The following is a 22,006-nucleotide window of genomic DNA, read 5'->3' on the forward strand; positions in this document are numbered from 1 at the left end:
CCGTGGCCGGCAGCAGATTACGCCGTCTTGCCGTCGGCTTCCTGGTAGATGCCCGCCATCCAGGACTCGACGTCGTCGGCCTTCCGGGGCAGGGCCGCGCTGAGGTTGACCGGACCGTCGGCGGTCATCAGGATGTCGTCCTCGATGCGGACGCCGATCCCGCGGTACTCCTCGGGGATGGCGAGGTCCTCTTCCTTGAAATACAGCCCGGGTTCGATCGTGAAGACCATGCCGGGGGTCAGCACGCCGTCGAGGTACAGCTCACGCTTGGCCTGGGCGCAGTCGTGCACGTCGAGGCCCAGGTGGTGGCTCGTGCCGTGCGGCATCCAGCGGCGGTGCTGCTGGCCCTCCGCGCTGATGGCTTCCTCGACGGAGACCGGCAGCAGGCCCCACTCGGCCAGCCGTTCCGCCAGCACGGTCGTGGCGGCGGTGTGGATTTCGCGGAACCTGGTGCCGGGCTGCGCGGCGGCAAAACCGGCGTCAGCGGCGTCCAGCACGGCCTCATAGACCTTGCGCTGGATTTCGGAGAACGTGCCGTTGGCCGGAAGGGTGCGGGTGATGTCCGCGGTGTAGAGCGAATCCGCTTCGACCCCGGCGTCGAGCAGCAGCAGCTCGCCGGCGTTGACCTTGCCGGTGTTCCGGGTCCAATGCAGCACGGTGGCGTTGTTGCCGGAGGCCGCGATGGTGTCGTAGCCGAGCTCGTTGCCTTCCTCCCGCGCCCGGGCGAAGAATGCGCCTTCGACGACGCGCTCGCCGCGCTGGTGGGTGAGCGCCCGCGGCAGGGCCTTGACGACCTCCGTGAAGCCCTGCACGGTGGCGGCGACGGCGGTTTTCATCTGCTCGACTTCCCACTCATCCTTGAGCAGGCGCAGCTCGGAGAGGGCCTCGGTGAGCTTCTCGTCGAGCGCGTCCAGGATTTCCAGGTCCAGGTTCTCCGGATCCTTGGCCGTGTTGTAGCGGGCGGTGTCCACGAGGGCATCGAGGTTTTCGTCCACCTTCCGCACCAGGCGGATCGAAATCCCGCCGATTTCGGGGGCGCCGACATTCTTCGTGACCGCCAGTTCGAGTTCGCTGATGTCCGCGGTGTCCAGGCCGAGCCGGGCCTTGAATTCCGCCAGGGTGGGACGGGCACCGATCCAGAATTCGCCGGCGCGGGAGTCGGCGTAGAACTGCTCGGTGTCGCGGCCGGCCAGCGGACGGAAGTACAGCGTGGCGTGGTGGTTGCCGCCGTCGTCGCCCTTGCCTTCCTCCACGGGTTCCAGGATGAGCACGGCGTCGGGTTCGTGGTCCAGGCCCAGTCCGGTGAGGTGCGCGAAGCCGGAGTGCGGGCGGAAGCGGTAGTCGCAGTCGTTCGAGCGGACCTTCAGCGGACCGGCGGGGATGACCAGGCGTTCGCCTTTGAACTGCACTGAAATGGCCCGACGGCGGCCCGCTGCGTGGCCGGCGACGGTGTCGCGTTCCGGCAGTTGCTCGCGGGACGGGGCCCAGTTGCTGGCCATAAACGCCTTGAAGGCGGCGGAGGTGGGACGCTGTGAGCGGTTGTTGACGCGCTCGTCGAGGGGCTGGGAAGCGGAGACTTGGGTGTTATCTGCATCGTTCACCGTCCCATAGTCTCACCAGCGCGGCGGCTTAGGCCAACAGGCCGGCGGGCCCATCCCGGGGCGCCGTGGCGGCGATCTACTAGGCTGGTGGAGTGAGGATCGACCTGCATGCCCACTCAAATGTTTCCGACGGCACCCAAGCGCCCGGCGCGGTGATGGCCTCTGCCGCGGAGGCGGGGCTGGACGTCATCGCCCTGACCGACCACGACTCCACCGACGGCTGGGCCGAGGCCGCCCACGCTGCCCGGGGGCACGGCGTGGCACTGGTTCCCGGGATGGAGATTTCCTGCCGGACGTCGGAGGGCATCAGCGTCCACCTCCTCTGCTACCTGCATGACCCGGCGCACGCCGGGCTGCTGGAGGAAATCACCAAGGCCAAGGACGCCCGCTTCACCCGGGCCGAGCGGATGGTCAGCCTGCTCGCGGAGGACTATCCGCTGAGCTGGGACGATGTCATCCACCACGTGGCGCCGGGCGCCACCCTGGGCCGGCCGCACATCGCCGACGCACTCGTGGCCGCAGGCGTGGTCGCGGACCGTACCGAGGCGTTCGAATCAATCCTGACCTCGCGATCCCGCTACTTCGTGCAGCACTACGCGCCGGACCCGGCGTTCGCCGTCGAACTCGTCCGGGACGCCGGCGGGGTGCCGGTGTTCGCGCATCCGGTGGCGTCCGCCCGCGGCCGGACCGTGGGGGAACGCATCTACCAGGAAATGATCGACGCCGGGCTGGCCGGGCTGGAGATCAACCACCGGGACAACCCCGAGGAGGGCAGGGCGTTCCTGCGCAAACTCGCGGCCCGGCACGGGCTGCTGGTCACGGGGTCCTCCGACTACCACGGGGCGGGTAAACCGAACCGGCTGGGCGAGAACCTGACCTCGCCGGAGGTTTTTGCCAGGATCGAGGAACTGGGAACCGGAACACCAGTGGTGCGCTGATCCCCGTCCCACCCAACTGACTGGCAGCAGGGGCCGTTTTGGGCGCTCAGAACGGCCCCTGCTGCGAGTCAGTTGGGATGCGCCTCAGTTGCCCGGGAAGACGCTGAACTCGGCGTGGGCCGCCAGCCGCTTGGCCATCACGTCGATGGCCGGCTGGTTCTGGTCCACACAGACGAACTTCCGGTCGAGCTTCGCGGCGACGGCGCCGAGCGTTCCGGAGCCGGCGAAAAAGTCCAGGCACCAGTCGCCGGGGCGGCTGGAGGCCGCCACCACGCGGCGGATCAGCCCTTCGGGCTTCTGCGTCGGGTAACCGGTCTTTTCCTTGCCGGTGGGGGAGACAATGGTGTGCCACCACACGTCGGTGGGCAGCTTGCCGAGCTCGCGTTTGGCCGGCGTCACGAGTCCGGGGGCCATGTACGGTTCCCGATCCACTTCGGCGCTGTCGAAGTGGTATTTCGTGGGGTTCTTGACGTACACGAGGATGTTGTCGTGCTTGGTGGGCCAGCGGTATTTGGCGCGGGCGCCGTAGTCGTAGGCCCAGATGATCTCGTTCAGGAAGCACTCGCGGCCGAAGATGGCGTCGAGCATGACCTTGGCGTAGTGCACCTCGCGGTAGTCCAGGTGCAGGTACAGGGTGCCGTCGTCGGCGAGCAGCCGCCAGGCCTCGACGAGGCGCGGCTCCAGGAAGGTCCAGTAGTCGCTGAACGCGTCGTCGTACTTGTGCAGCGCGCCCTTGATCGTGTCGTAGGAGCGGCCCTTGAACCCGACCCGGTCGCCGTCGCCGCCGGCGTTGAGCACCATCCTGGTTTCCTGGCGCTTCTGGACCCGGCCGGTGTTGAAGGGCGGATCCACGTAAATGAGTGTGAAGGCGCCGTCCGGCAGCGTCGGGAGGTACGCCGCGTTGTCCGCGTGTACCACCAGGTTGCTGCCGTCCGGCGCCCAGACGGTGTCAGTCATGAGGGGGTTTAGGCCTCGGTGCTGCCTGCCGGTGCCCCGGCCTGTGCCTCGCCTGCAACCACTTCGCCGTTGCGGCGGCGGGTGCGGGTGCGCCGGCGTGCGCGGGTGGCGCGGTCGACCTCGGTCGGCGCGCTGGCGACGGACCTGGCCGGTGCCTCGGCGGCCGGGCCGGTGCTGGCTTCCGCCTCAGCCGGACGACGACGGCGGTCGCCGGAGCGTCCGCTGTCCTTGCCGGCGCTGGCGCCGCCGCTGCGGCGGGTCTCGCGGCTGCCGCCGGTGGTACGGCCGCCGTCGCGACCGCCACCCGTGGCGCCGCCGCTGCGGGCGCTGTCGCGTCCGCCGGTGCCCTGTCCTGTGCGGGGGGCGTTCTTCTTGCCCGTCTCGCCCAGATCCTCCAGGACCTCGGCGTCGACGCCGGCCAGCACACGCTTGTCGCGGGGCAGGCGGCCCTTGGTGCCCGCGGGGATGTCGAGCTCCTCGAAAAGGTGCGGCGAGGAGGAGTAGGTTTCCACCGGCTCCGGGACGCTCAGGCCCAGGGCCTTGTTGATCAGGCCCCAGCGGGGCATGTCGTCCCAGTCAACGAAGGTCACGGCCGTGCCCTTGTTGCCTGCGCGGCCGGTGCGGCCCACGCGGTGCAGGTAGATCTTTTCGTCTTCCACGCACTGGTAGTTGATGACGTGGGTGACGTCGTCGACGTCGATGCCGCGGGCGGCGACGTCGGTGGCGACGAGGACGTCGACCTTGTTGTTGCGGAAGGCGCGCAGGGCCTGCTCACGGGCGCCCTGGCCGAGGTCGCCGTGGATGGCGGCGGCGGCGAAGCCGCGGTCCACGAGTTCTTCGGCAACTTTGGCCGCGGTGCGCTTGGTCTTGGTGAAAATGATGGTGCGGCCGCGGCCGCGGGCCTGCAGGATGCGGGCGACGACCTCGATCTTGTCCATGCTGTGGGCACGGTAGATCAGCTGGCGGATGTCGCGCTTGGTGAGGCCCTCGTCGTCCGGGTCGGCGGCGCGGATGTGGGTCGGCTTCGTCATATAGCGGCGGGCCATGGCGACGACCGGGCCGGGCATGGTGGCCGAGAACAGCAGGGTCTGGCGGACGGCGGGGGTGCCGGCGATGAGGGTTTCGACGTCGGGCAGGAAGCCGAGGTCCAGCATTTCGTCGGCTTCGTCAAGGATGACCATTTTGACGTTCTTCAGCACGAGGTGCTTCTGCTTGTACAGGTCGATGAGGCGGCCGGGGGTACCGACAACAACCTCGACGCCCTTCTGCAGGGCCTCGATCTGCGGCTCGTAGGCACGGCCGCCGTAGATCGTGGTGATGCGGGCGTTGCGCTTGCGGGCGGCGTTCTGCAGGTCATTGGCGACCTGGACGGCCAGTTCGCGCGTCGGCACGATTACAAGGGCCTGCGGGGCGCCGGGAGCCGGGAGCAAGGCATACCCCGCATCGTCCGGTCCAACGACGCGCTGCAGCGCCGGGATACCGAAGCCGAGGGTCTTGCCGGTGCCCGTCTTGGCCTGGCCGATGATGTCGTGACCGCTCAGGGCGACCGGCAGGGTCATGGCCTGGATCGGGAAGGGGTGGGTGATGCCGGCGTCGGCCAGCGACTCCACGATGTCGGCGCGGACGTTGAAGTCGGCGAAGGTTTTCTCGGCAATCTCGTGCGGCTTCTCGTCCGAGATAATGGTCTCTTCCGGCTCGAGCGTTTCCGTTCCGGATTCGTCGGTCAGAAGCTGGTGCGTGTGCAATTCACTCACGGGGGAGTTTCCTTATTCATTTTGGGCTGCGCTGCTTGCTCAACGGGGCCGGCCGGGTGGCCGTTCCGGAGCACGCTCAGGCGCGCAAGCAAATCCAGTGGAAGCCGATCGCGGGCTATCTAAATGCTGGCACTGGGGACCAGCGGGTCTATCTCAAGATCGCGTAGGGGCGGGCTTGTTGAATTCGAAAATCAAGGAAATCAACGACCGGGCATCCATATCTACCTTCCCAGTCTAGCTGTATGCGGCCCGGAACCTCGACGGTGACCGCAGACGGCGCGCGGGAACCCTGCCGATTGGCTCAGCCCACCAGCTCCAGACGGACCTCACGGGTGGCGATGTCGGAAGAGAGAACCCGGACCCGGACCTCGGTGCCGGGTTCGAGTTCGCCGGGGCAGCGGGCCGTCACCGCGGGCTCGGCGATCTGCACGATCCCGGAAGGCCCGCTTCCGTTGCCCGGCCTGGCGCCGCCGTTGCCGTTCCGGCCGTTCTTGCCGGGTTTGGAGCCGGAGATCACGACGGCGTCGAACTCCTGGCCGACGTGGTTGACCAGCAGCGCTGCCTCGACGGTGTCGAGCGCGAGGCGCTCCAGCTTGGCGGCCAGCTGGTCCGACGCGGCCATGATCGAGGGAAGGGACGGCAGCGCGGCGCGGGCCCAGTCGGGCACAGCCGTGCCGTTGCTCAGCGCCTCGCAGATGACCAGGACAAAACGGTCGATGAGCCGGCGCAGCGGGGCCGTGGAATGGGCGTAGGCGGCGCCGATGGCGGCCTGGACGGCGGCCCCGGGAACCGTTCCGTCGAAGGGTGTGTAGCCGGCTCCGCGGAACAGCATGCCGGCCGAGTGCACGATCGCCAGCTGCCGGGGGTCCGTGGGGTCAAGGGTGCGCAGGTATTCGCCGTAGCTCATCGCGCCGTCCCAGGGCTTGCCCAGAGCCCTGGTCTGGCGGTGGAAATGTCCGAGTGAGGCTTCATCCGGCGGCGGCATGGTGCGCAGGATGCCGACCTTGCCCGCCAGCATGATTCCCGCGGCGGCCATCCCCGTCATCAAGGAGATCTGGGCGTTCCAGTCCTCCACAGGCAGCGGCGGTGCAGCGACAATCCGGTAGCCGCCGTCGGGCAGCTGTTCGATTTCCTGCTCCGGCATGTTCAGGCTGGCCCCGCCGCGGAGGCGTTCCAGCTCCACCCGCTTCATCCCGACTTCCCGGAGCAGCTGGAGGACGGGTGCGGCGGTGCCGGCGTCGAGCTCGGCCTGCACACCGCGGTAGCTGAGCTTGGCCCGGCTGCGGACGGTCGCACGGCGGACCAGCACCGCGGACACCTCGGCGGCGGCGTCCAACTCGAACTCCCAGACAAAGGCGGCGCACAGCTGCCCGGCCAGCAGGCTTCCGGCTTCTTCGCTGATGACTTCCGGATGCAGCGGAATCCGGCCGTTCGGGGTGTAGAAGGTCTGCCCGCGGCGGCGCGTCTCGGCGTCGAGCGCCCCGCCGGGGGCCACAAAGGAGGGGACGTCGGCGATCGCGTAGAAGACCTTGTAGCCCTCGCCGGAACGGTCGATGAAAAGGGCCTGGTCCAGGTCGGTGGAGGACGCCGGATCGATGGTCACGAACTCGATATGGGTGAAATCCAGCTCCGGCAGCTCGTGCCCGGCGACTGCCTCCTTGGCCTCCCGGAGCGCGTCCTCGGGGAAGGGCCCCGGCAGTTCCAGCGTCGTGCGCAGCGCGTTGAGGGCCTCGGCAAGCTGGTTCTTCTGCTGGTGGACGCTCGGGGTCAGGCGATGATGGGACACGAAAATCAGATTAGCTTCATTTGCGCCATTAGTCTTGGATCATGAGCACATCGCCGGCTGATCCCGCCAGTTACTACAGCTTCCTCAGGGATCTGCTGGGCGTGATCGCCTATGGCGAGCTGTCCGCGTTCGAGCGGCTCTCTTCCGACGCACGGTATTCCCCCACGCTGCACGACCGTGCGGTGCTGGGCCGGCTCGCCGTGATCGAGTTCCGGCACTACGAGCTCGTGAGCGCCAAACTCGACGCCATGGACCAGGACGTTGAGGCTGCCATGCTGCCGTTCCAGCCGTCCGTGGACCACTTCCACGAACGCACCCGCCCCGCGGACTGGTACGAATCCCTCATGAAGGCGTACGTGATCGACACCGTGTCCGCCGACTTCTACCGCGCCATTTCCCGCTACGTCGATGCCGGGACCCGGGCCCTGGTGGAGCAGGTCCAGGCCGATGAGGGGGCCACCGCGGTGCTCCGCGATCGGCTCAGGACGGCCCTTGCCGACGACCCGCGGCTGGCCTCGCGGCTGGCGCTGTGGGCCAGGCGCCTGCTCGGGGAGGCCCTGACCCAGGCGCAGCGGGTGAGTTTTGAGCACTCGTTCGTCGGCGGCCTGATCGGCGCGGATGAGGAACGGTCCGAGGAGCTTGTCCGCGGGATGATGGCGGAAGTGGCGGCGAACCATTCACGCCGGATGACAGAACTCGGTTTGACCGGCTGAGTCGGGGGACCGGGCTCAGTTCCCCGCGGCGTCGAGTGCCGCGAGCAGGGCTCTGGCGGCGCCGGCCGGATCGTCGGCCTCCGTGATGGCGCGGACCACCACGATCCGGCGCGCCCCGGCGTCCACCACCTGCTCCACATTTCCGAGGTCGATGCCCCCGATCGCGAACCACGGCACCACGTCCGCCCCGGCACCGTCCCGGTCCGCGGCCCGGCGGATCGCGTCCGCCGCGTGGCGCACCAGTCCGAGCCCGACGGCGGCGCGGCCCGGCTTCGTCGGAGTGGCCCAGACCGGTCCGACACAGAAGTAGTCCAGGCCGTTGCGGCCGGGGGACGCGGCGATGGCTGCGTCCACCTGCTCCGGGCTGTGGGTGGACAGCCCGATCACGGCGTCCTGGCCGAGGAATTTCCGGGCGGCTCCGAGGGGGATGTCCTTTTGCCCGATGTGGAACACCGGAGCGCCCGAGAACGAGGCGAGGTCCGCCCGGTCGTTGACGGCCCAGAGCCGGTCATGGCGCCGGGCCGCCTGTTCCAGGACTGCCAGGTACGCCAGTTCCTCGGCCGCTTCCAGTGACTTGTCGCGCAGCTGGATGATGTCGACGCCGCCGGCAAATGCCGCGTCCACGAAGTCGGCGAAGTCCCCGCGGTCCTGGCGGGCATCGGTGCAAAGGTAAAGGCGGGCAGTGGTGTGGAGGGCATCCGGGCTCATGGGTCCAGCCTAGTTCCTCTAAACTGGGCAAGTACCGCGGGAGCCCGCCGCGTCCGTCCACGCCCTTGGCGTCCGGCACCGGCTGGCTGAGAGGGCATCAGAGCCGACCGCTTGACCTGATCCGGTTAGTACCGGCGTAGGGAAGGAATCCTTTTGGACGAGACCTCCGCCCGCGGCGTGGCCGCGGGCACCGACGCAGCGGCAGCTGCAGCCGCTGATGACGCCGCAGCCGGCCCATGTTACGACGTCGCCGTGATCGGCGGCGGCGTCATCGGCCACGGGATCGCCTGGGCCGCGCGCCGCTCGGGCCGATCGGTCGCCCTGATCGACGACGCCCCCGGAAGCGGCGCCAGCTGGGCCGCCGCCGGCATGCTCGCCCCGGTGAGTGAACTTCACTACCAGGAGGAGGCCCTCCTGGAGCTCATGCTGGAGTCCTCCCGCCTCTGGCCGGCCTTCGCAGCCGGACTGGAGCCCGGCGGGGCCCCGGGAACGGACACCGGCGCTGTCGATGGCCCCGGCACGGGATACCTCACGACGCCGACCCTCGCCGTGGGGGCCGACGCGGCGGACCGCCGGGCGCTCACGGACCTGCGCACCGTCCAGCAGTCGTACGGCCTGGCCGTCGAGCCGCTGACGGTCCGGGCGGCTCGCGGCCGGGAGCCACTGCTGAGCCCGGGCATCTCCTGTGCCTTCGACATTCCCGCCGACCACCAGGTGGACCCGCGCCGGCTGCTCGCCCGGATCGGGGAACTCCTGGCCGCGGACACTCAGTCCCACACCATTAACAGGCGGGCCGCCGGGCTGCTCCGGGAGGACGGGCGGGTGGCTGGCGCCAGTCTCGCCGGCGGCGGCTCCGTCCGGGCCCGCGAGACGATTGTCGCCAACGGCCTCGGCGCCGCCGAGCTCGACGGCCTGCCGGAGGGGCTCCGGCTGCCGCTGCGGCCGGTCCACGGGGACATCCTCCGGCTCCGCGTGCCGGAGAAACTGCGGCCGCTGCTGACCGCAACGGTGCGGGGACTCGTCCGCGGCGTGCCGGTTTACATCGTTCCCCGGCAGGACGGCACGGTCGTGATCGGCGCCACCGCGCGGGAGGACGATCTCGGTGGCGGCAGCCGGGCATCGGCCCCGGCCGGCGGGGCCGTGTCCGCCGGCGGCGTCTACCAGCTGTTGCGCGACGCCCAGCAGCTGGTCCCCGCGGTCGCCGAACTGGAACTGCTCGAAGCCACCGCCCGGGCCCGGCCGGGGACCCCGGACAACGCGCCGCTGCTGGGCCGCGTGGCGGACCAGCGCAGCCATGGGGACGTTGCGGGGCTGATCATCGCCACAGGGTTTTTCCGGCACGGAATCCTGCTCACGCCCGCCGCCGCGGAGATCTGCCGGCAGCTGCTGGACGGCGTCGCGGACCCCCGCTGGGCGCGCTTCCGGCCGGACAGATTCGCTGCCGGTCCCCGTGCCGCAGGCACCGGGGGCAGCAGCACCAGGAGCAACAACACCACGAACAACGGCGCGCCGGCCGCCGGACCGCGGAGCACGCCATCCCGGAACACCCCTTCCACCCCCGAGCACAGCAAGGAAACGCTATGAATATCACCCTCAACGGAACCGGGCGCACGCTCGCCGACGGCGCCTCCGTGGGCACCCTGGTCAGCCAGGTCACCGGCCGGCCGCTGGCCCCGAACGGCCAGTCTGCCGACGGCATCAAACTCGGGGTCGCGGTGGCCCGCAACGCTGAAGTGGTTCCCCGCAGCCAGTGGCACGGCACCGCGCTCGCCGACGGCGACGACATCGAACTCGTCACGGCGGTGCAGGGAGGATGAGCAGCATGGCGAACGCCACAGCGTCGGCCCCGGAAGCTTCCCCCGCGGCAGCGGACCCGTTCACCGTCGACGGCGTGCAGCTCGGGTCGCGCCTGATCATGGGCACCGGCGGGGCGCCGAGCCTGGACGGGCTGGCGGCCGCGCTGCTGGCGTCCGGCACGGAACTGACCACGGTGGCGATGCGACGCTACTCGCCGGCGGAGGCCGGGTCGCTGTTCCAGCTGCTGCTGGAGAACAATATCCGGGTGCTGCCCAACACCGCGGGCTGCTTCACCGCCAAGGACGCCGTGCTGACTGCCGAGCTGGCCCGCGAAGCCCTCGAAACAGACTGGGTGAAGCTGGAAGTGATCGCAGACGAGACCACCCTGCTGCCGGATGCGGTGGAACTCGTCGAGGCCACGGAGCAGCTCGTCGGCCGCGGATTCAAGGTCTTCGCCTACACCAATGACGACCCGGTGCTGGCCCTGCGGCTCGAGAACCTGGGCGCCGCCGCGGTGATGCCGCTGGGAGCGCCGATCGGCACGGGGCTGGGCATCCTGAACCCGCACAACATCGAACTGATCGTCTCGCGTGCCTCGGTGCCCGTGGTCCTCGACGCCGGGATTGGCACCGCCTCCGACGCGGCCCTGGCCATGGAGCTTGGCTGTGACGCGGTGCTGCTGGCCACCGCCGTAACCCGGGCGCAGCATCCGGTGCTGATGGGGGAGGCCTTCAAGCACGCGGTGATCGCCGGTAGGCTGGCAAAGAGGGCCGGCAGGATCCCTCGCCGGGAGCATGCGCTGGCCTCCTCGGCTATGGAGGGCCGGGCCGAATTCCTTTAGGCAAAGGAGCCTGCCATGGCAGCCACGGAGGACATCCTCAACGAGGGCGAGGTCGAAGCGGCCCTGACCGGGCTGCCGGACTGGCGATACCAGTCCGGCGGTCTCGTCACGGTCTATAAAGTGCCGACGGCGGCCGCGGCGCTGGAACTGATCGCCGCCGTCGGACGCCTGGCCGAAGAACAACACCACCACCCGGATCTGGACTGGCGCTACAACCGGGTCTTCCTCCGGTACAGCTCCCACGACGCCGGGGGCGCCGTCACGCGGCGGGACGTCGCGGCCGCAACGGCCGCCGGCGCAGCCGCAGCGCGGATCGGCGCCACCGCCGAGCCCGGCCGGTCCCGGACCGGCTAGTAGCGCAGGATGGCGGTGAGCCGGGCGGTGTCGCGCCGGGTGCGGGTCTTGCCCAGGTAAAGCACCGCCGCCACGGCGGCGGCGGTGCCGAGGACCATGGGCAGCACCCACGGAATCCAGGTCAGCCCGGGCTGGTAGCCCAGCCCTGCCGCGATGAAGATGATCCAGCTCAGCATTCCGACGGCCAGTGATATCCCCGCCGGCACCGCGATGCCGTATTTGGCGTGCCGCTTGTCATTGGCCCAGACCACAAAGCCCGCGGCCACGGTCACCAGGGCAACCACAATCAGGGAAAGCATGTTCGGACTCCTCGCCGGTCGGGGGACCGGTGCGGCCCGAAGGCCGGCACCGGGTAAGGGCTAGAGCGCGCCGAAACCGACGCGGCGGGCTTCCTGGGCGCCGATTTCAACATAGCCCAGCACGTTTGCGGGAATGATGATCAGGCGGCCCTTTTCGTCCGTTAGGCGCAGCTCCGTTCCCTTCGTGATGGATTCGCCGACCACCTTGGCCACGGCGTCGGCGTCCTGGGCCGATTCCAGGACAATTTCGCGGCCGATGTTCTGTATGCCGATCTTTACTTCCACTGCAAGGCCTCCCAGCCAATCAAAGTTCTCTTGGGTGTCATGTCTATTTGTAGTCTAGGTTTCCTTGGGGAAGCGGGAGATTCCGCGCCAAGCTAAACGGTAGATCAGATCGCTGGCCACATCGAGGTCAAGATTGCCGTCGGTTTCCAGCCAGTACCGGGCGCTGACCTGGGCCATTCCCGCGAGTCCGCGGCCCAGCAGCTGGGACTCCAGCTCGGGCAGCTTCGTGTCCTCCGCGATGACCCGGGCGACGGCGTTGGCGAAGGTCTTGTTGAAGGCCTCCAGCCGGGCGCTGACGTCGGCGTCGTTGACGAGGTCGGACTCGAAGACAAGGCGGTGGGCCTGGTCGTCGCTGGCGATGAAGCGGAAGTAGGCGCGCATGACGGCCTGGACGCGCTCATCGTTGTCCGTGGTGGAGTTGAGGGCACCCAGCAGCAGCGCGATCAGTTTGCTCAGCTCGTTGTCCAGCAGGGCCAGGTACAGCTCGCGTTTGGACGGGAAGTGCTGGTACAGCACGGGCTTGCTCACGTGCGCCGTCTCGGCGATTTCGTCCATCGCGGCCCCGTGGTAGCCGTTGGCAACGAAGACTTCCTGGGCCGCTGCGAGCAGTTGCGCCCGGCGTTCATCGCGGGGCAGCCGCGCCGAGCGCTGCCCGCTTCGTGCGGGCACCTCCGTCGCCTTTCCGGCATTTCCCCGCTCAACCGGTGCCTGATGAACCACTGTGGGCCTTCTTTCGCTTGCTGTTACGTCCACTTTACGTGCCGGTAATATGACCTGGCGGCATCTTCGGGCATAGATTGAAGTATGGCTTCCAAGTTCCCTCCCAACTCAGCCCCTGCAACCCCGGAAAATGCGACCGCGGCGCCCGGGCCGCTGGTGGAGCCGGCCGACGGCTTGAGCCCGGATGAGGTGGAACGCTACTCCCGGCACCTGATCATCCCGGAAATCGGGGCGATCGGGCAGCGCCGCCTGAAGAACGCCAGGGTCCTCGTGATCGGAGCCGGCGGCCTCGGCTCTCCGGCGCTGCTGTACCTGGCCGCCGCGGGCGTGGGCAAGCTGGGAATCATCGACGACGACACGGTGGACCTGAGCAACCTCCAGCGTCAGGTCATCCACGGCGTCGCGGACGTGGGCCGGCCCAAGATCGAGTCCGCCCGCGATGCCATAGCCGCCCTGAACCCGCTGGTGGACGTCCGGCTGCACCAGGTCCGGCTGGACGCCTCCAACGCCCTGGAACTCTTTGCCGGCTACGACCTGATCCTCGACGGCGCCGACAACTTCGCCACGCGGTATCTCGTGAACGATGCCGCGGCGATCCTGGGCAAGCCCTACGTCTGGGGTTCGATCTTCCGCTTCGACGGGCAGGTCAGCGTCTTCTGGGAAAAGCACGGACCGACCTACCGGGACCTGTACCCGGAAGCCCCGCCGGCAGGATCTGTTCCCTCCTGCGGGGAAGGGGGAGTGTTCGGGATGCTCTGTGCCGCTGTCGGCGCGCTCATGGTGACGGAGGCCGTGAAGCTGATCACCGGCGTCGGCCGCTCACTGCTGGGCCGCGTGGCGCTCTTCGACGCCCTCGGCGGGACCTGGCGGGAAATCCGTGTCTCCCGCGATCCCGAGGCGGAGCGGATCACGGAGCTGACCGACTACGAGGCTTTTTGCGGCATCACCCCCACCACGGACGCCGGGACCGAACATACCGTGACGGCTACCCAGCTGGCCACGATGCTGGCCTCCCGCACGGCCGGGCTCAAGGACTTCCACCTCGTCGATGTCCGGGAGCCCGGGGAGCACGAAATCGTCCGGATCGACGGGTCGGAGCTGATCCCGCAGGGCCGGATCCTGGCCGGCGAAGCGTGGCAGGAGCTGCCGCAGGACATGGACATCGTGTTCCACTGCAAGGCCGGAACGCGTTCCGCGGCCGTCCTCGCCGCCGCCAGGGCAGCCGGTTATGAACGCGTCAGCCACCTCGACGGCGGAATCCTGGCCTGGGTGCGCGACGTCGAGCCCGGCAAACCGGTCTACTGACCGGATGAGCCTGAAGTAAACCTGCTGCGCAAAGGCCGGTGACATGAGCGATGACGCGAGCGTGACCCCGCAGCACAAGATCGGTTCCGGCTTCGGCCGGGACTCAACGGCGGCGGAGGTTTTGGCGGGGATCGACCTGCGGGGGAAAACCGCCATCGTCACCGGCGGCTACTCCGGTCTGGGACTGGAAACCGTCCGGGCGCTGGCATCATCCGGCGCCGTGGTGGTGGTGCCGGCCCGGCGGCCCGCACAGGCCCGCGAAGTGCTTGCGGCGGCGGGAATCCCTTTCGGGACAGCCGACGGCGAGGTGAGCGTCGGCGCGCTCGATCTGGCAGACCAGTCCAGCGTGAAAGAGTTCGCAGCGACGTTCCTGGGCTCTGCGGAAACCGGCGGGGTTCGTGGCCTGGACATTCTGATCAACAACGCCGCGATCATGGCCAGCCCTAAACGCCGCGTGGGTCCCGGGTGGGAGTCGCAGTTCGTCACAAACCACCTGGGACATTTTGCCCTCACCAACCTGCTCTGGCCCGCGCTGGCTGCCGGCTCCGGGGCCCGGGTGGTGTCGCTGTCTTCCACCGGGCACAAGCTCTCGCCGATCCGCTTCGATGACATCAACTTCGAGACCGGCTATGACAAGTGGCGCGCGTACGGGCAGGCCAAAACGGCGAACTCCTTGTTTGCCGTGCAGCTTGACCTACTCGGCAGGGACTTGGGGGTGCGTGCCTTCGCGGTGCACCCGGGCGGCATCATGACGGAACTTCAGCGCCACCTGCCGCGGGAAGAAATGATCACCGCCGGCTGGATGGATGAGGAGGGCAGGGTCGACGCACGGTTCAAGACCCCCGCCCAGGGGGCGGCGACGTCTGTGTGGGCGGCGACCTCTCCGGCGCTTGAGGGCATGGGGGGCGTCTACTGTGAGGACTGCGACATCGCGGACCCCACCGTGGCGGGATCGCCGGAGGCTCGGATCCGCGGTGTGGACGCCCATGCGGTGGACCGGGCTGACGCCGCCAGGCTCTGGGCGCTGTCTGCCGACCTGACGGGGATCAACGCCTTCGGCAGCTAGGGCCGTGTGTCATCACCTTGGTCGGAATTCCGCGCTGGAACGGGACGGGACTTAGCCGGTCAGGCGTAGTGCAGCAGGAAGTGTTCCAGGATGCTGGCTTCGAGGGGTTCTTGCCAGCCAGGATCGTCCACCTTTGCGGCGGGCACTGCGTGCCCGGGCGTGAGCAGGTGCCAGTCCGGGAAGGGATCCGGGGGAAGTTCCTGTTCCTGTTTCTGTTCCGGATCCTGGCCGGGGTCCGGGGGGAGGCCGCGGTCCGGGGCTGCGTCCATGTGCGCGTCGGGGTTCGGGTCCGGGTATGTTTCCAGGAGGCCGGGTGGCCAGTGGGGTGGTTCCCAGTCCTGCTGTTCGCTGGGGTAGTGCCGGCCGGACGGGGAGGTCCAGCCGGGCGGGGCGTTTTTGCTGGCCCCGGCCGGTGTCCAGGTTGAGCTGTGTTTGAGCCGGTGGTGCTTGGGGCAGGGTTGGCCGAGGTTGGTGATGCCGGTGGTGCCGCCGTGGGCCCAGGCCAGGAGGTGGTCGGCGTCGTTGTCCAGGGAGTGGTTGTTGCAGCCGGGGAAGGGGCATCGGCCGTCGCGGAGCTGGAGCCAGTGCCGCTGGGCTGTGGTGAGGCGGTAGCTGGTCCGGCCGATTTCCAGCGGGGCCCCGTCCCGCGGGTCGGTCAGGACCCGGTAGAAGGACCCGGCGCCGCCGGCGGTGAGGCGGCGGGCCATCGAGGGCGGGATCGGCCCGTACCCGTCCAGGGTGGCCGGTTCCTCCCCGGCGCCCAGCAGCGACAGGACCGGGACGGTGACCAGGACCTGCGCCCGCGGCGACGGCACACCCCCGCCCACGCCCTCTCCATCAGTGCCGGTGGTGAGGAGCCAGGTCGCGGCGGCATCGGCGCGGAGCTGGGTCAGGGTGCGGGCCTCGGTGGGGCCCTGCAGGGCGCGGGCGGCCGCGGTGGTCCGGTCCCAGATCCCGGCGGCGGTGTCGGCCGGCAGGTAGGCGGAGAACCAGGCCATCCCGTCCCGGTCCGGGCGGTATTCGACCCGCCGGTCCGCGGCACTCTTGGTGTGGCGGGTTTCGATGCTGACCGGGTGGTGGCGTTCGCGCCAGGCGCGGGCCTTGGCGCGGAACCGTCCCGGGACGAGGTCCCCGGCCGGGCACCCGCGGGCCGGGTCCGGTGCTGCGGGGTCCAGGAAGTGCGCCTCGAGCGCGGCCGCCCCGGCCGGGTCCAGGCCCGTGGTTTCGGCCACGAGGATCCGGGCGTGGGCCCAGGAGATCGTCCCGGCCGTCAGCGCCGCGAGGGTCAGCGGCAGGCCCTGCGTGAGGTCCTGGCAGTCGGACAGGAACGCGCCGGCGGTCTGTTCGCTGACGGTCAGGACGCACGCGACTTCGGCCCTCACGGCCATTTCCTGGCAGGTCGCGTCGTGCGGTGACAAGGCCGGGGGCGCCAGGGCTTCGGTGGCCTGCAGGTAGCCGGCGGCCAGCGTGACTTTCAGCGCCGCGGTGCTGGCATCCAGCCGGGCCGCCAGGGCCATGCCGTCCAGGCAACCATCCGCCAGCACCCGCAACGGATCAGTGTGCTCCGCGCCGGACGGATCAGCCGGGTCCGAGCTGGAAAGTTCAGTAGGGTCGGCGCCGGACGGATCGGCATGGTCCGCGGCGGCGTCGGCGAAGGCGGTCAGCGCGGCAGCGGACGCGGCGACGGCCGCCAGGGCCTCCCTGCACTCCGCACTCCACGCTGTGCTTTCCATAAACCCAGTAAAACAGGTGGCTCCGACAACTTAGGGCCCAGCGGCGGCGCCGTCGTCGACTGCCGTCGAACCGGCCGCCTGCACCCGCGGCGCTTACCCTGCACCCATGAGCAGCAGGACCTTCAGGGGAAGTTCCGTCCGGCGGGAAGCGCTGTCTACGCGGTTTCCCGCACACCGTCCGCTGCGGGACGTTCCTCGTGCGCCACCGGGCATCCGGCGTCGGGGGTTTTTGCCGCCGGCGGTTCGACCGTGATGCCGTACAGCGCCTCCAGGGCAGCCACATAGTCTTCCTGCTGGCCGTTGGCGGCCAGCTCGCGGGCCCGGACCGTGGGGACGTGCAGCAGCTGCTTGACCATCCGGCGGAGCGCGAATTCAACTTCCTCGGCCGCGGCGGTGCAGCCGTGCCGGGCCCGGACCTTTTCCATTTCCGCGTCGAGCACATTCATGGTGTGCCGGCGCAGGGCGACGATTGCCGAGTCCACCGAGCGGGCCTCGCGTTCCTGCTCGAAGGCGCTGGCCGCACCGGACACAATGCTGCTGGCCTGGGCCAGCGATTCGGCCTGTTCCTGCGGGGCCGCCAGCCGGACCGATTCCAGCGTGAGCAGTTCGACGCCGTCGAGTCCTCCAACGGCGGGATCAAAATCATGGGTGAGGGCCAGGTCGATGGCGATCAGGGGCTGGGCTGAGTCCGCCCGGACCTTGGCCAGTTCGGCGGCCTCGACACGGGTGTCCGCGCCGCTGCAGCCGATCATCACGTCGGCAGCGGCGACGGCGGCCGCAAGGCTTTCGCCGTCCAGCGCGGTCCCGCCACGGGTGGCGACGAAACCGGCGGCGCGGCCGGAGGACGAGTAGACGGAGACGTCCGTGCAGCCGCGTTCGCGCAGCAGCGACATGGTGGCGCCGGCGTAGGCGCCGGTGCCGAACACCACGACCTTCTTGGTGGACCAGTCGGGATCCTCGGAGAGCTCCGTTGCGAGGTCCAGGGCAACAGAGACGACGGAGAGGCCGCGGGCGCCGAGGGCGGTCTGGGCGCCGACGTCCTTGGCAGTCTTCGACGCCGCCTGGAACAGCCGGACAAGGCCGGAACTGGCCGTACCCTCGTGCTGGGCGGTAATCAGGGCCCGGCGCACCTGGCCCGCGATCTCGCGTTCACCGACGACGGCGGAGTCCAGGCCGGAGCTGACCGAGAACAGGTGCCGGGTGACGTCCGGGCCGGTGCGGGTGTTGAAGGAACTCGCGACAAGCTGTTCGTTGAGCCCGGTGGATCCGCTGAGCTGGGCGATGAGGGCAGCGCGGGCGTCGTCGACATCATCCGCGCGGGGCGCTTCACCGTAGATTTCGAAGCGGTTGCAGGTGGCAAGCACAATGGCACCCGCCACGGCCGGCGACCCGGCGAGGGCGGATGTGGCGAGCTCTGAAGCGCCGGTGCTCAGTTGAGCAACGGTCTCGAGATCGATGTCGGCGTGGGTCGCCACCAGAGAAAATAGAACCACAGCAGGACAATCATAGCTTTTTCGTCCCCCTGTAGAACAACTGGCAGGCATGGGACAGCACACACCGGCCTGTGATTCCCGCCACCGCGGGGTCCCGGCCGCGCTCCTGCCCGTGTCGGTGACAAGCTGTCGTTATCTTTTGGGACCGATTTTCGGCACAATCGAAGTCATGACTCCTCGCACTGCGGCAACTCCTGAAATCTCCGGCCTCGACGCCGGGCACCCGCTGATGGACGGCCGCACGGCGGATTCCCCGCTGATCACCGCCTACCGCGGCGGCAAGCCCTCCCGCCGTCCGGTCTGGTTCATGCGCCAGGCCGGCCGCTCACTGCCCGAATACCTCAAGGTGCGCGAGGGTGTTGCGATGCTCGATTCCTGCCTGCGCCCCGAGCTGGCCTCCGAGATCACCCTGCAGCCGGTCCGCCGGCACGACGTCGACGCCGCCATCTTCTTCTCGGACATCGTCATTCCGCTCAAGCTGGCCGGAGTCGGCGTGGACATCGTTCCCGGCGTCGGTCCCGTGCTGGACAGGCCGGTCCGCACCGCGGCCGATGTCGCCGCCCTGCCCCAGCTGACCTGGGAGGCCCTGGAACCGATTCGCGAAGCGGTCCGGCTGACCGTGGCCCAGCTGGGAAAGACCCCGCTGATCGGTTTCGCCGGCGCGCCGTTCACGCTCGCCGCGTACATGGTGGAAGGCAAACCCTCCCGTGACCACCTCGGCCCGCGCACCATGATGCACGCCGATCCTGAGACCTGGACCGCCCTGGCGAACTGGGCCGCGGACGCCTCGGGCATGTTCCTTCGTGCCCAGCTGGAAGCCGGCGCCTCCGCCGGCCAGCTCTTCGACTCCTGGGCGGGCTCGCTGGGCCTGGCCGATTACCAGCGCTTCGTTGCGCCGGCGTCGTCCCGTGCCCTGGACCATGTCCGGCACCTTGGCGCACCGCTGATCCACTTCGGTACCGGCACTTCGGAACTGCTCGTCGCGATGCGCGACGTCGGCGTCGACGTCGTGGGGGTCGACTACCGGCTGCCGCTGGACGAAGCCAACCGCCGCCTCGGCGGCACCGTTCCGCTGCAGGGCAACATCGACCCGGCCCTGCTCTCCGCCCCGTGGGAGGTGCTGGAGGCCCACGTCCGTGAAGTCATCGCCGCCGGCGCCTCGGCCCCGGGCCACGTGCTGAACCTCGGCCACGGCGTCCCGCCGCAAACCGACCCCGAGGTGCTGACCCGCGTCGTCGCACTCATCCACTCGATCTCCCCGGAGTAGGGGGCATGGAGGCAGCCGGCGGGACCGCGGCGCGGACCGCCGTGGTGGTCGGCGGCGGGATATCAGGCCTCCTCGCCGCCCGCGAGCTCGCCCGGGCCGGCGTTCGGACCACGGTCCTGGAGGCCTCCGGCGAGTGGGGCGGCTGCGTCGGCAGCCACGTGGTGGCCGGCCTGACGTTGGACAGTGGCGCCGAGTCCTTCGCGACCCGCTCCGCCGCCGTGGCGGACCTCGCCGGCGAGCTCGGCCTGGCCGGCGCGATCGTTGCACCCAATCCCGGCGGCGCCTGGGTCCAGCTGCCCGACGGCCCGCGCGAACTTCCCCGCACCGGGGTTCTCGGCATCCCGGCCAACCCGTGGGACCCGGAGGTCCGCCGCTCCCTGGGCCTCCCGGGTTCGCTCCGGGCCTCGCTGGACAAACTGCTGCCCGCCTCGCTGGGCACCAGGGCCGAGGCCACGAGCGTCTCGACGCTCGTCCGGGCACGGATGGGGCGGCGCGTGCTTGAACGGCTGGTCGCACCCGTTGTCGGCGGCGTCCACTCCGCTGACCCGGACGTCCTTGACATCGACATGGTGGCCCCCGGCCTGCGCGCCGGGATCCGGCAGCACGGGTCCCTCGCCGCCGCCGTCGCGGCCCAGCGCGGCGCCCAGCGTCAGGGAACCCGGCCCGGGGAACAGCCCGCCGGGCTGCAGAAGGCCGGCTCCGCCGTCGCCGGGCTGCACGGAGGGATGTACACGCTCATCTCCGCTCTGCTTGCCGAGCTGCGCGGCCAGGGGGTGACGCTGCTGGGCGGCACCCGGGCCGACTCCGTGGAACGCACGGCCGACGGCTGGCGGGTTTCCGCCGGCGGCACCGCGTACGACGCCGGGCTCCTGGTCGTCGCCGTGGAAGGCCCGGCCGCCGTCGCGCTGCTCGCCGGCGCGCTGCCGGAACTTGCCGCCCGCCGGCCCGAGGCCGGACCCGACGTCAGCCTGGTCACGCTTGTGGTCGATCTGCCACGGCTCGACGCCCGGCCGCGCGGAACCGGCGTCCTGGTCGCACCGCAAAGCCCGGGCATCCAGGCCAAGGCCCTCACCCATGCCACCGCCAAATGGCGGTGGCTGGCGGATCAGGCCGGCCCCGGCACCCATGTCCTCCGGCTGTCCTACGGACGAGGTGATGCCCGGCACGGGGCCAAGCCGCGGCTGGAGCCCCGCACCGATGACGAGCTGCTCGCTGCTGCCTTGAAGGACGCGTCCGCCCTGCTGTCCGTTCCGGTCACCGCCGCGGACGTGGTGGGCTGGGACGTCGTGCGCTGGGGCGGCGCACTGCCCTTCGCCTCGCTCGGGCACAGGCACCGCGTCGCCGACGTGCGGCGCATCTGCGCGGCGGACGGAACCCTGATGGTGGTGGGCGGCTGGCTGTCCGGCAACGGCCTCGCGGCGATCGTTGCCGACACCCCGCAACAGATCCGTCACCTGCTGTCCTGAAGGGTGCGGGGGTCCGCAATCCGGGCACGGTTCCGGCGCCATTGCCGGACCCGTGCGCGGCGCGGGATACCCGGAAACTGGCCGGATCCGCAAATTTTCCCCCGCGTCTGTTGGCGGCTAGGCTCGATGACCATGGTTACGCACAGGTCCCACGTCCAGAACACGCCTGCCGGCCGCCATGGGGGGCTTCGCCGCGGCACGGCAGCAGCCGCGCTCGGAGTGGTGCTGGCTCTCGCCGCGGGCGCGCCCGCCTCGCACGCAGCCACCGGTGTTTCCGCTCCCGCCGCAGGACCTGCCGCAACGGACGTGCTGTCCATTGACCTCGACACCCTGATGGACGGCCTGCTCGCCCCGTCGAAGCGGCCCACGCCGAGTCCCTCGCCCTCGAGCCCCTCACCGCAGCCGACGCCCACCGAAGAACCCGACGAGCCGGAGCCCAGCCGCAGCCCGAAGCCCACTCCGACGCCGACCGCCACCCCGGCACCCGTGGCACCCCCGGCACCCGTGGCACCCCAGCCCGGCGCGCCTGCTGCGCCCCAGCCGGCACTGCCCGCGGCGCCCGCCGCAGGAGCACCCGCCGCCGAGGCCCCGGCAGGGACCGGTGCCGCCACACCGTCCGGGACGCCGACCGCTGCTGAAGCCTCGACGGCGCCGTCGAACACGGCCTCAGCCGCCCCAACAGCCACCGGCGGCCCGGCAACGGCGTCCGCCAAGCCCCGTTCCGGGAGCACTTCGATGGAGGCAACGTCAACACGCGAGCCCATTGAAGCGTCGCCGTTGCTCGGCCTGGGCATCGGCCTCGTTGTACTGTCCCTGGTCGCCGGCGTTGTGGTCCTGCGGATCCGCCGCGTCTGACCGGCCGGACTTGGCCGGACGGGCGCCGGAGCGCGCACGGATCCGGCGCCCAAATCCCCATCGATGTG

General features: G+C 70.0%; 21 protein-coding genes and 1 riboswitch. Of the genes, 11 read left to right on the top strand and 10 right to left on the bottom strand.

Annotated elements, in window-relative coordinates; genetic code table 11:
• Positions 1-17: 17 nt before the first annotated feature.
• A complete protein-coding gene (locus J2X01_RS08100) occupies positions 18-1,601 on the bottom strand; it encodes an aminopeptidase P family protein (RefSeq protein ID WP_310055391.1) in 1,584 nt (527 codons plus the stop codon).
• 92 nt (positions 1,602-1,693) lie between these two features.
• Between J2X01_RS08100 and J2X01_RS08105 the strand changes: the two genes are divergently transcribed.
• Positions 1,694-2,539 carry a PHP domain-containing protein gene (locus J2X01_RS08105; protein WP_310055395.1) on the top strand — a complete coding sequence of 282 codons (846 nt, stop codon included), beginning with the start codon at positions 1,694-1,696 and terminating at the stop codon, positions 2,537-2,539.
• Between the two features lie 84 nt (positions 2,540-2,623).
• On the opposite strand, the gene J2X01_RS08110 is transcribed toward J2X01_RS08105, so the two are convergent.
• The 3 genes from J2X01_RS08110 to J2X01_RS08120 form a co-directional block, all read right to left on the bottom strand.
• Positions 2,624-3,496: a DNA-methyltransferase gene (locus J2X01_RS08110; protein ID WP_310055398.1), complete on the bottom strand. Its 873-nt coding sequence runs from the start codon at positions 3,494-3,496 to the stop codon at positions 2,624-2,626.
• Positions 3,497-3,504: 8 nt separating this feature from the next.
• On the bottom strand, positions 3,505-5,250 hold the full coding sequence (locus J2X01_RS08115; RefSeq protein WP_310055401.1) for a DEAD/DEAH box helicase: 1,746 nt from the start codon (positions 5,248-5,250) through the stop codon (positions 3,505-3,507).
• Between the two features lie 301 nt (positions 5,251-5,551).
• Positions 5,552-7,036, bottom strand: coding sequence for an RNB domain-containing ribonuclease (locus tag J2X01_RS08120; RefSeq protein ID WP_310055404.1), 1,485 nt, complete (start codon positions 7,034-7,036; stop codon positions 5,552-5,554).
• Between the two features lie 41 nt (positions 7,037-7,077).
• On the opposite strand from J2X01_RS08120, the gene J2X01_RS08125 reads away from it, so the two are divergent.
• Complete coding sequence (locus tag J2X01_RS08125) at positions 7,078-7,749, top strand: ferritin-like fold-containing protein (protein WP_310055407.1); 672 nt, start codon at positions 7,078-7,080, stop codon at positions 7,747-7,749.
• Positions 7,750-7,764: 15 nt separating this feature from the next.
• Here the strand turns inward: J2X01_RS08125 and thiE are convergent, their stop codons facing one another.
• Entirely contained in the window at positions 7,765-8,457 is a 693-nt protein-coding gene (gene thiE / locus J2X01_RS08130) for a thiamine phosphate synthase (protein ID WP_310055411.1), read from the bottom strand.
• A gap of 26 nt (positions 8,458-8,483) precedes the next feature.
• Positions 8,484-8,618: riboswitch (TPP riboswitch) on the top strand.
• A 91-nt stretch (positions 8,619-8,709) separates the two neighbouring features.
• Here thiE and thiO point away from each other — a divergent pair.
• The 4 genes from thiO to J2X01_RS08150 are packed head-to-tail and all read left to right on the top strand — an operon-like array spanning position 8,710 to position 11,449.
• The gene (gene thiO / locus J2X01_RS08135) at positions 8,710-10,041 is read left to right on the top strand and encodes a glycine oxidase ThiO (protein ID WP_310055606.1); all 1,332 of its coding nucleotides are present in this window, start codon (positions 8,710-8,712) and stop codon (positions 10,039-10,041) included.
• Positions 10,038-10,274 (top strand): sulfur carrier protein ThiS, encoded by a 237-nt coding sequence (gene thiS, locus J2X01_RS08140; RefSeq protein WP_310055414.1) that lies wholly within the window; start codon positions 10,038-10,040, stop codon positions 10,272-10,274. Before thiO ends, thiS begins: the two co-directional genes overlap by 4 nt.
• 5 nt (positions 10,275-10,279) lie before the next feature.
• Complete coding sequence (locus J2X01_RS08145) at positions 10,280-11,095, top strand: thiazole synthase (RefSeq protein WP_310055416.1); 816 nt, start codon at positions 10,280-10,282, stop codon at positions 11,093-11,095.
• 15 nt (positions 11,096-11,110) lie between these two features.
• Entirely contained in the window at positions 11,111-11,449 is a 339-nt protein-coding gene (locus J2X01_RS08150; RefSeq protein ID WP_310055418.1) for a 4a-hydroxytetrahydrobiopterin dehydratase, read from the top strand.
• On the opposite strand, the gene J2X01_RS08155 is transcribed toward J2X01_RS08150, so the two are convergent.
• The 3 genes from J2X01_RS08155 to J2X01_RS08165 are packed head-to-tail and all read right to left on the bottom strand — an operon-like array spanning position 11,446 to position 12,702.
• Positions 11,446-11,748 carry a hypothetical protein gene (locus J2X01_RS08155; protein WP_310055421.1) on the bottom strand — a complete coding sequence of 101 codons (303 nt, stop codon included), beginning with the start codon at positions 11,746-11,748 and terminating at the stop codon, positions 11,446-11,448. The genes J2X01_RS08150 and J2X01_RS08155 overlap by 4 nt on opposite strands.
• Positions 11,749-11,808: 60 nt before the next feature.
• On the bottom strand, positions 11,809-12,033 hold the full coding sequence (locus tag J2X01_RS08160; protein ID WP_310055424.1) for a DUF3107 domain-containing protein: 225 nt from the start codon (positions 12,031-12,033) through the stop codon (positions 11,809-11,811).
• Between the two features lie 54 nt (positions 12,034-12,087).
• Positions 12,088-12,702, bottom strand: a complete 615-nt coding sequence (locus tag J2X01_RS08165; RefSeq protein ID WP_374724952.1) for a TetR/AcrR family transcriptional regulator — start codon at positions 12,700-12,702, stop codon at positions 12,088-12,090.
• 135 nt (positions 12,703-12,837) lie between these two features.
• Here J2X01_RS08165 and moeB point away from each other — a divergent pair, with 135 nt between their 5' ends.
• Positions 12,838-14,058, top strand: a complete 1,221-nt coding sequence (moeB, locus tag J2X01_RS08170; protein WP_310055430.1) for a molybdopterin-synthase adenylyltransferase MoeB — start codon at positions 12,838-12,840, stop codon at positions 14,056-14,058.
• A gap of 43 nt (positions 14,059-14,101) precedes the next feature.
• A complete protein-coding gene (locus J2X01_RS08175; RefSeq protein WP_310055433.1) occupies positions 14,102-15,124 on the top strand; it encodes an SDR family NAD(P)-dependent oxidoreductase in 1,023 nt (340 codons plus the stop codon).
• 59 nt (positions 15,125-15,183) lie between these two features.
• Here the strand turns inward: J2X01_RS08175 and J2X01_RS08180 are convergent, their stop codons facing one another.
• Both J2X01_RS08180 and J2X01_RS08185 read right to left on the bottom strand, forming a co-directional pair.
• Positions 15,184-16,857 carry an HNH endonuclease signature motif containing protein gene (locus tag J2X01_RS08180; RefSeq protein ID WP_310055436.1) on the bottom strand — a complete coding sequence of 558 codons (1,674 nt, stop codon included), beginning with the start codon at positions 16,855-16,857 and terminating at the stop codon, positions 15,184-15,186.
• Positions 16,858-17,012: 155 nt separating this feature from the next.
• Positions 17,013-18,350, bottom strand: a complete 1,338-nt coding sequence (locus J2X01_RS08185) for a glutamyl-tRNA reductase (RefSeq protein ID WP_310055441.1) — start codon at positions 18,348-18,350, stop codon at positions 17,013-17,015.
• Positions 18,351-18,519: 169 nt separating this feature from the next.
• Between J2X01_RS08185 and hemE the strand changes: the two genes are divergently transcribed.
• The 3 genes from hemE (at position 18,520) to J2X01_RS08200 (ending at position 21,938) form a co-directional block, all read left to right on the top strand.
• Positions 18,520-19,617, top strand: a complete 1,098-nt coding sequence (hemE, locus tag J2X01_RS08190) for a uroporphyrinogen decarboxylase (RefSeq protein ID WP_310055445.1) — start codon at positions 18,520-18,522, stop codon at positions 19,615-19,617.
• Between the two features lie 5 nt (positions 19,618-19,622).
• Complete coding sequence (hemG, locus tag J2X01_RS08195; RefSeq protein ID WP_310055448.1) at positions 19,623-21,083, top strand: protoporphyrinogen oxidase; 1,461 nt, start codon at positions 19,623-19,625, stop codon at positions 21,081-21,083.
• Between the two features lie 132 nt (positions 21,084-21,215).
• Positions 21,216-21,938: a hypothetical protein gene (locus J2X01_RS08200; protein ID WP_310055451.1), complete on the top strand. Its 723-nt coding sequence runs from the start codon at positions 21,216-21,218 to the stop codon at positions 21,936-21,938.
• Positions 21,939-22,006: the final 68 nt, after the last annotated feature.

The sequence above is a fragment of the Arthrobacter ginsengisoli genome (assembly GCF_031456935.1).
Taxonomy (GTDB): Bacteria; Actinomycetota; Actinomycetes; order Actinomycetales; family Micrococcaceae; genus Arthrobacter; species Arthrobacter ginsengisoli.

Coding starts and splice junctions, on each gene's coding strand:
- J2X01_RS08110 (WP_310055398.1), bottom strand. CDS start 3,496: ATGACTGACACCGTCTGGGCGCCGGACGGCAGCAACCTGGTGGTACAC.
- J2X01_RS08125 (WP_310055407.1), top strand. CDS start 7,078: ATGAGCACATCGCCGGCTGATCCCGCCAGTTACTACAGCTTCCTCAGG.
- thiE (WP_310055411.1), bottom strand. CDS start 8,457: ATGAGCCCGGATGCCCTCCACACCACTGCCCGCCTTTACCTTTGCACC.
- thiS (WP_310055414.1), top strand. CDS start 10,038: ATGAATATCACCCTCAACGGAACCGGGCGCACGCTCGCCGACGGCGCC.
- J2X01_RS08145 (WP_310055416.1), top strand. CDS start 10,280: ATGGCGAACGCCACAGCGTCGGCCCCGGAAGCTTCCCCCGCGGCAGCG.
- J2X01_RS08150 (WP_310055418.1), top strand. CDS start 11,111: ATGGCAGCCACGGAGGACATCCTCAACGAGGGCGAGGTCGAAGCGGCC.
- J2X01_RS08155 (WP_310055421.1), bottom strand. CDS start 11,748: ATGCTTTCCCTGATTGTGGTTGCCCTGGTGACCGTGGCCGCGGGCTTT.
- moeB (WP_310055430.1), top strand. CDS start 12,838: ATGGCTTCCAAGTTCCCTCCCAACTCAGCCCCTGCAACCCCGGAAAAT.
- J2X01_RS08175 (WP_310055433.1), top strand. CDS start 14,102: ATGAGCGATGACGCGAGCGTGACCCCGCAGCACAAGATCGGTTCCGGC.
- J2X01_RS08180 (WP_310055436.1), bottom strand. CDS start 16,857: ATGGAAAGCACAGCGTGGAGTGCGGAGTGCAGGGAGGCCCTGGCGGCC.
- hemE (WP_310055445.1), top strand. CDS start 18,520: ATGACTCCTCGCACTGCGGCAACTCCTGAAATCTCCGGCCTCGACGCC.
- hemG (WP_310055448.1), top strand. CDS start 19,623: ATGGAGGCAGCCGGCGGGACCGCGGCGCGGACCGCCGTGGTGGTCGGC.
- J2X01_RS08200 (WP_310055451.1), top strand. CDS start 21,216: ATGGTTACGCACAGGTCCCACGTCCAGAACACGCCTGCCGGCCGCCAT.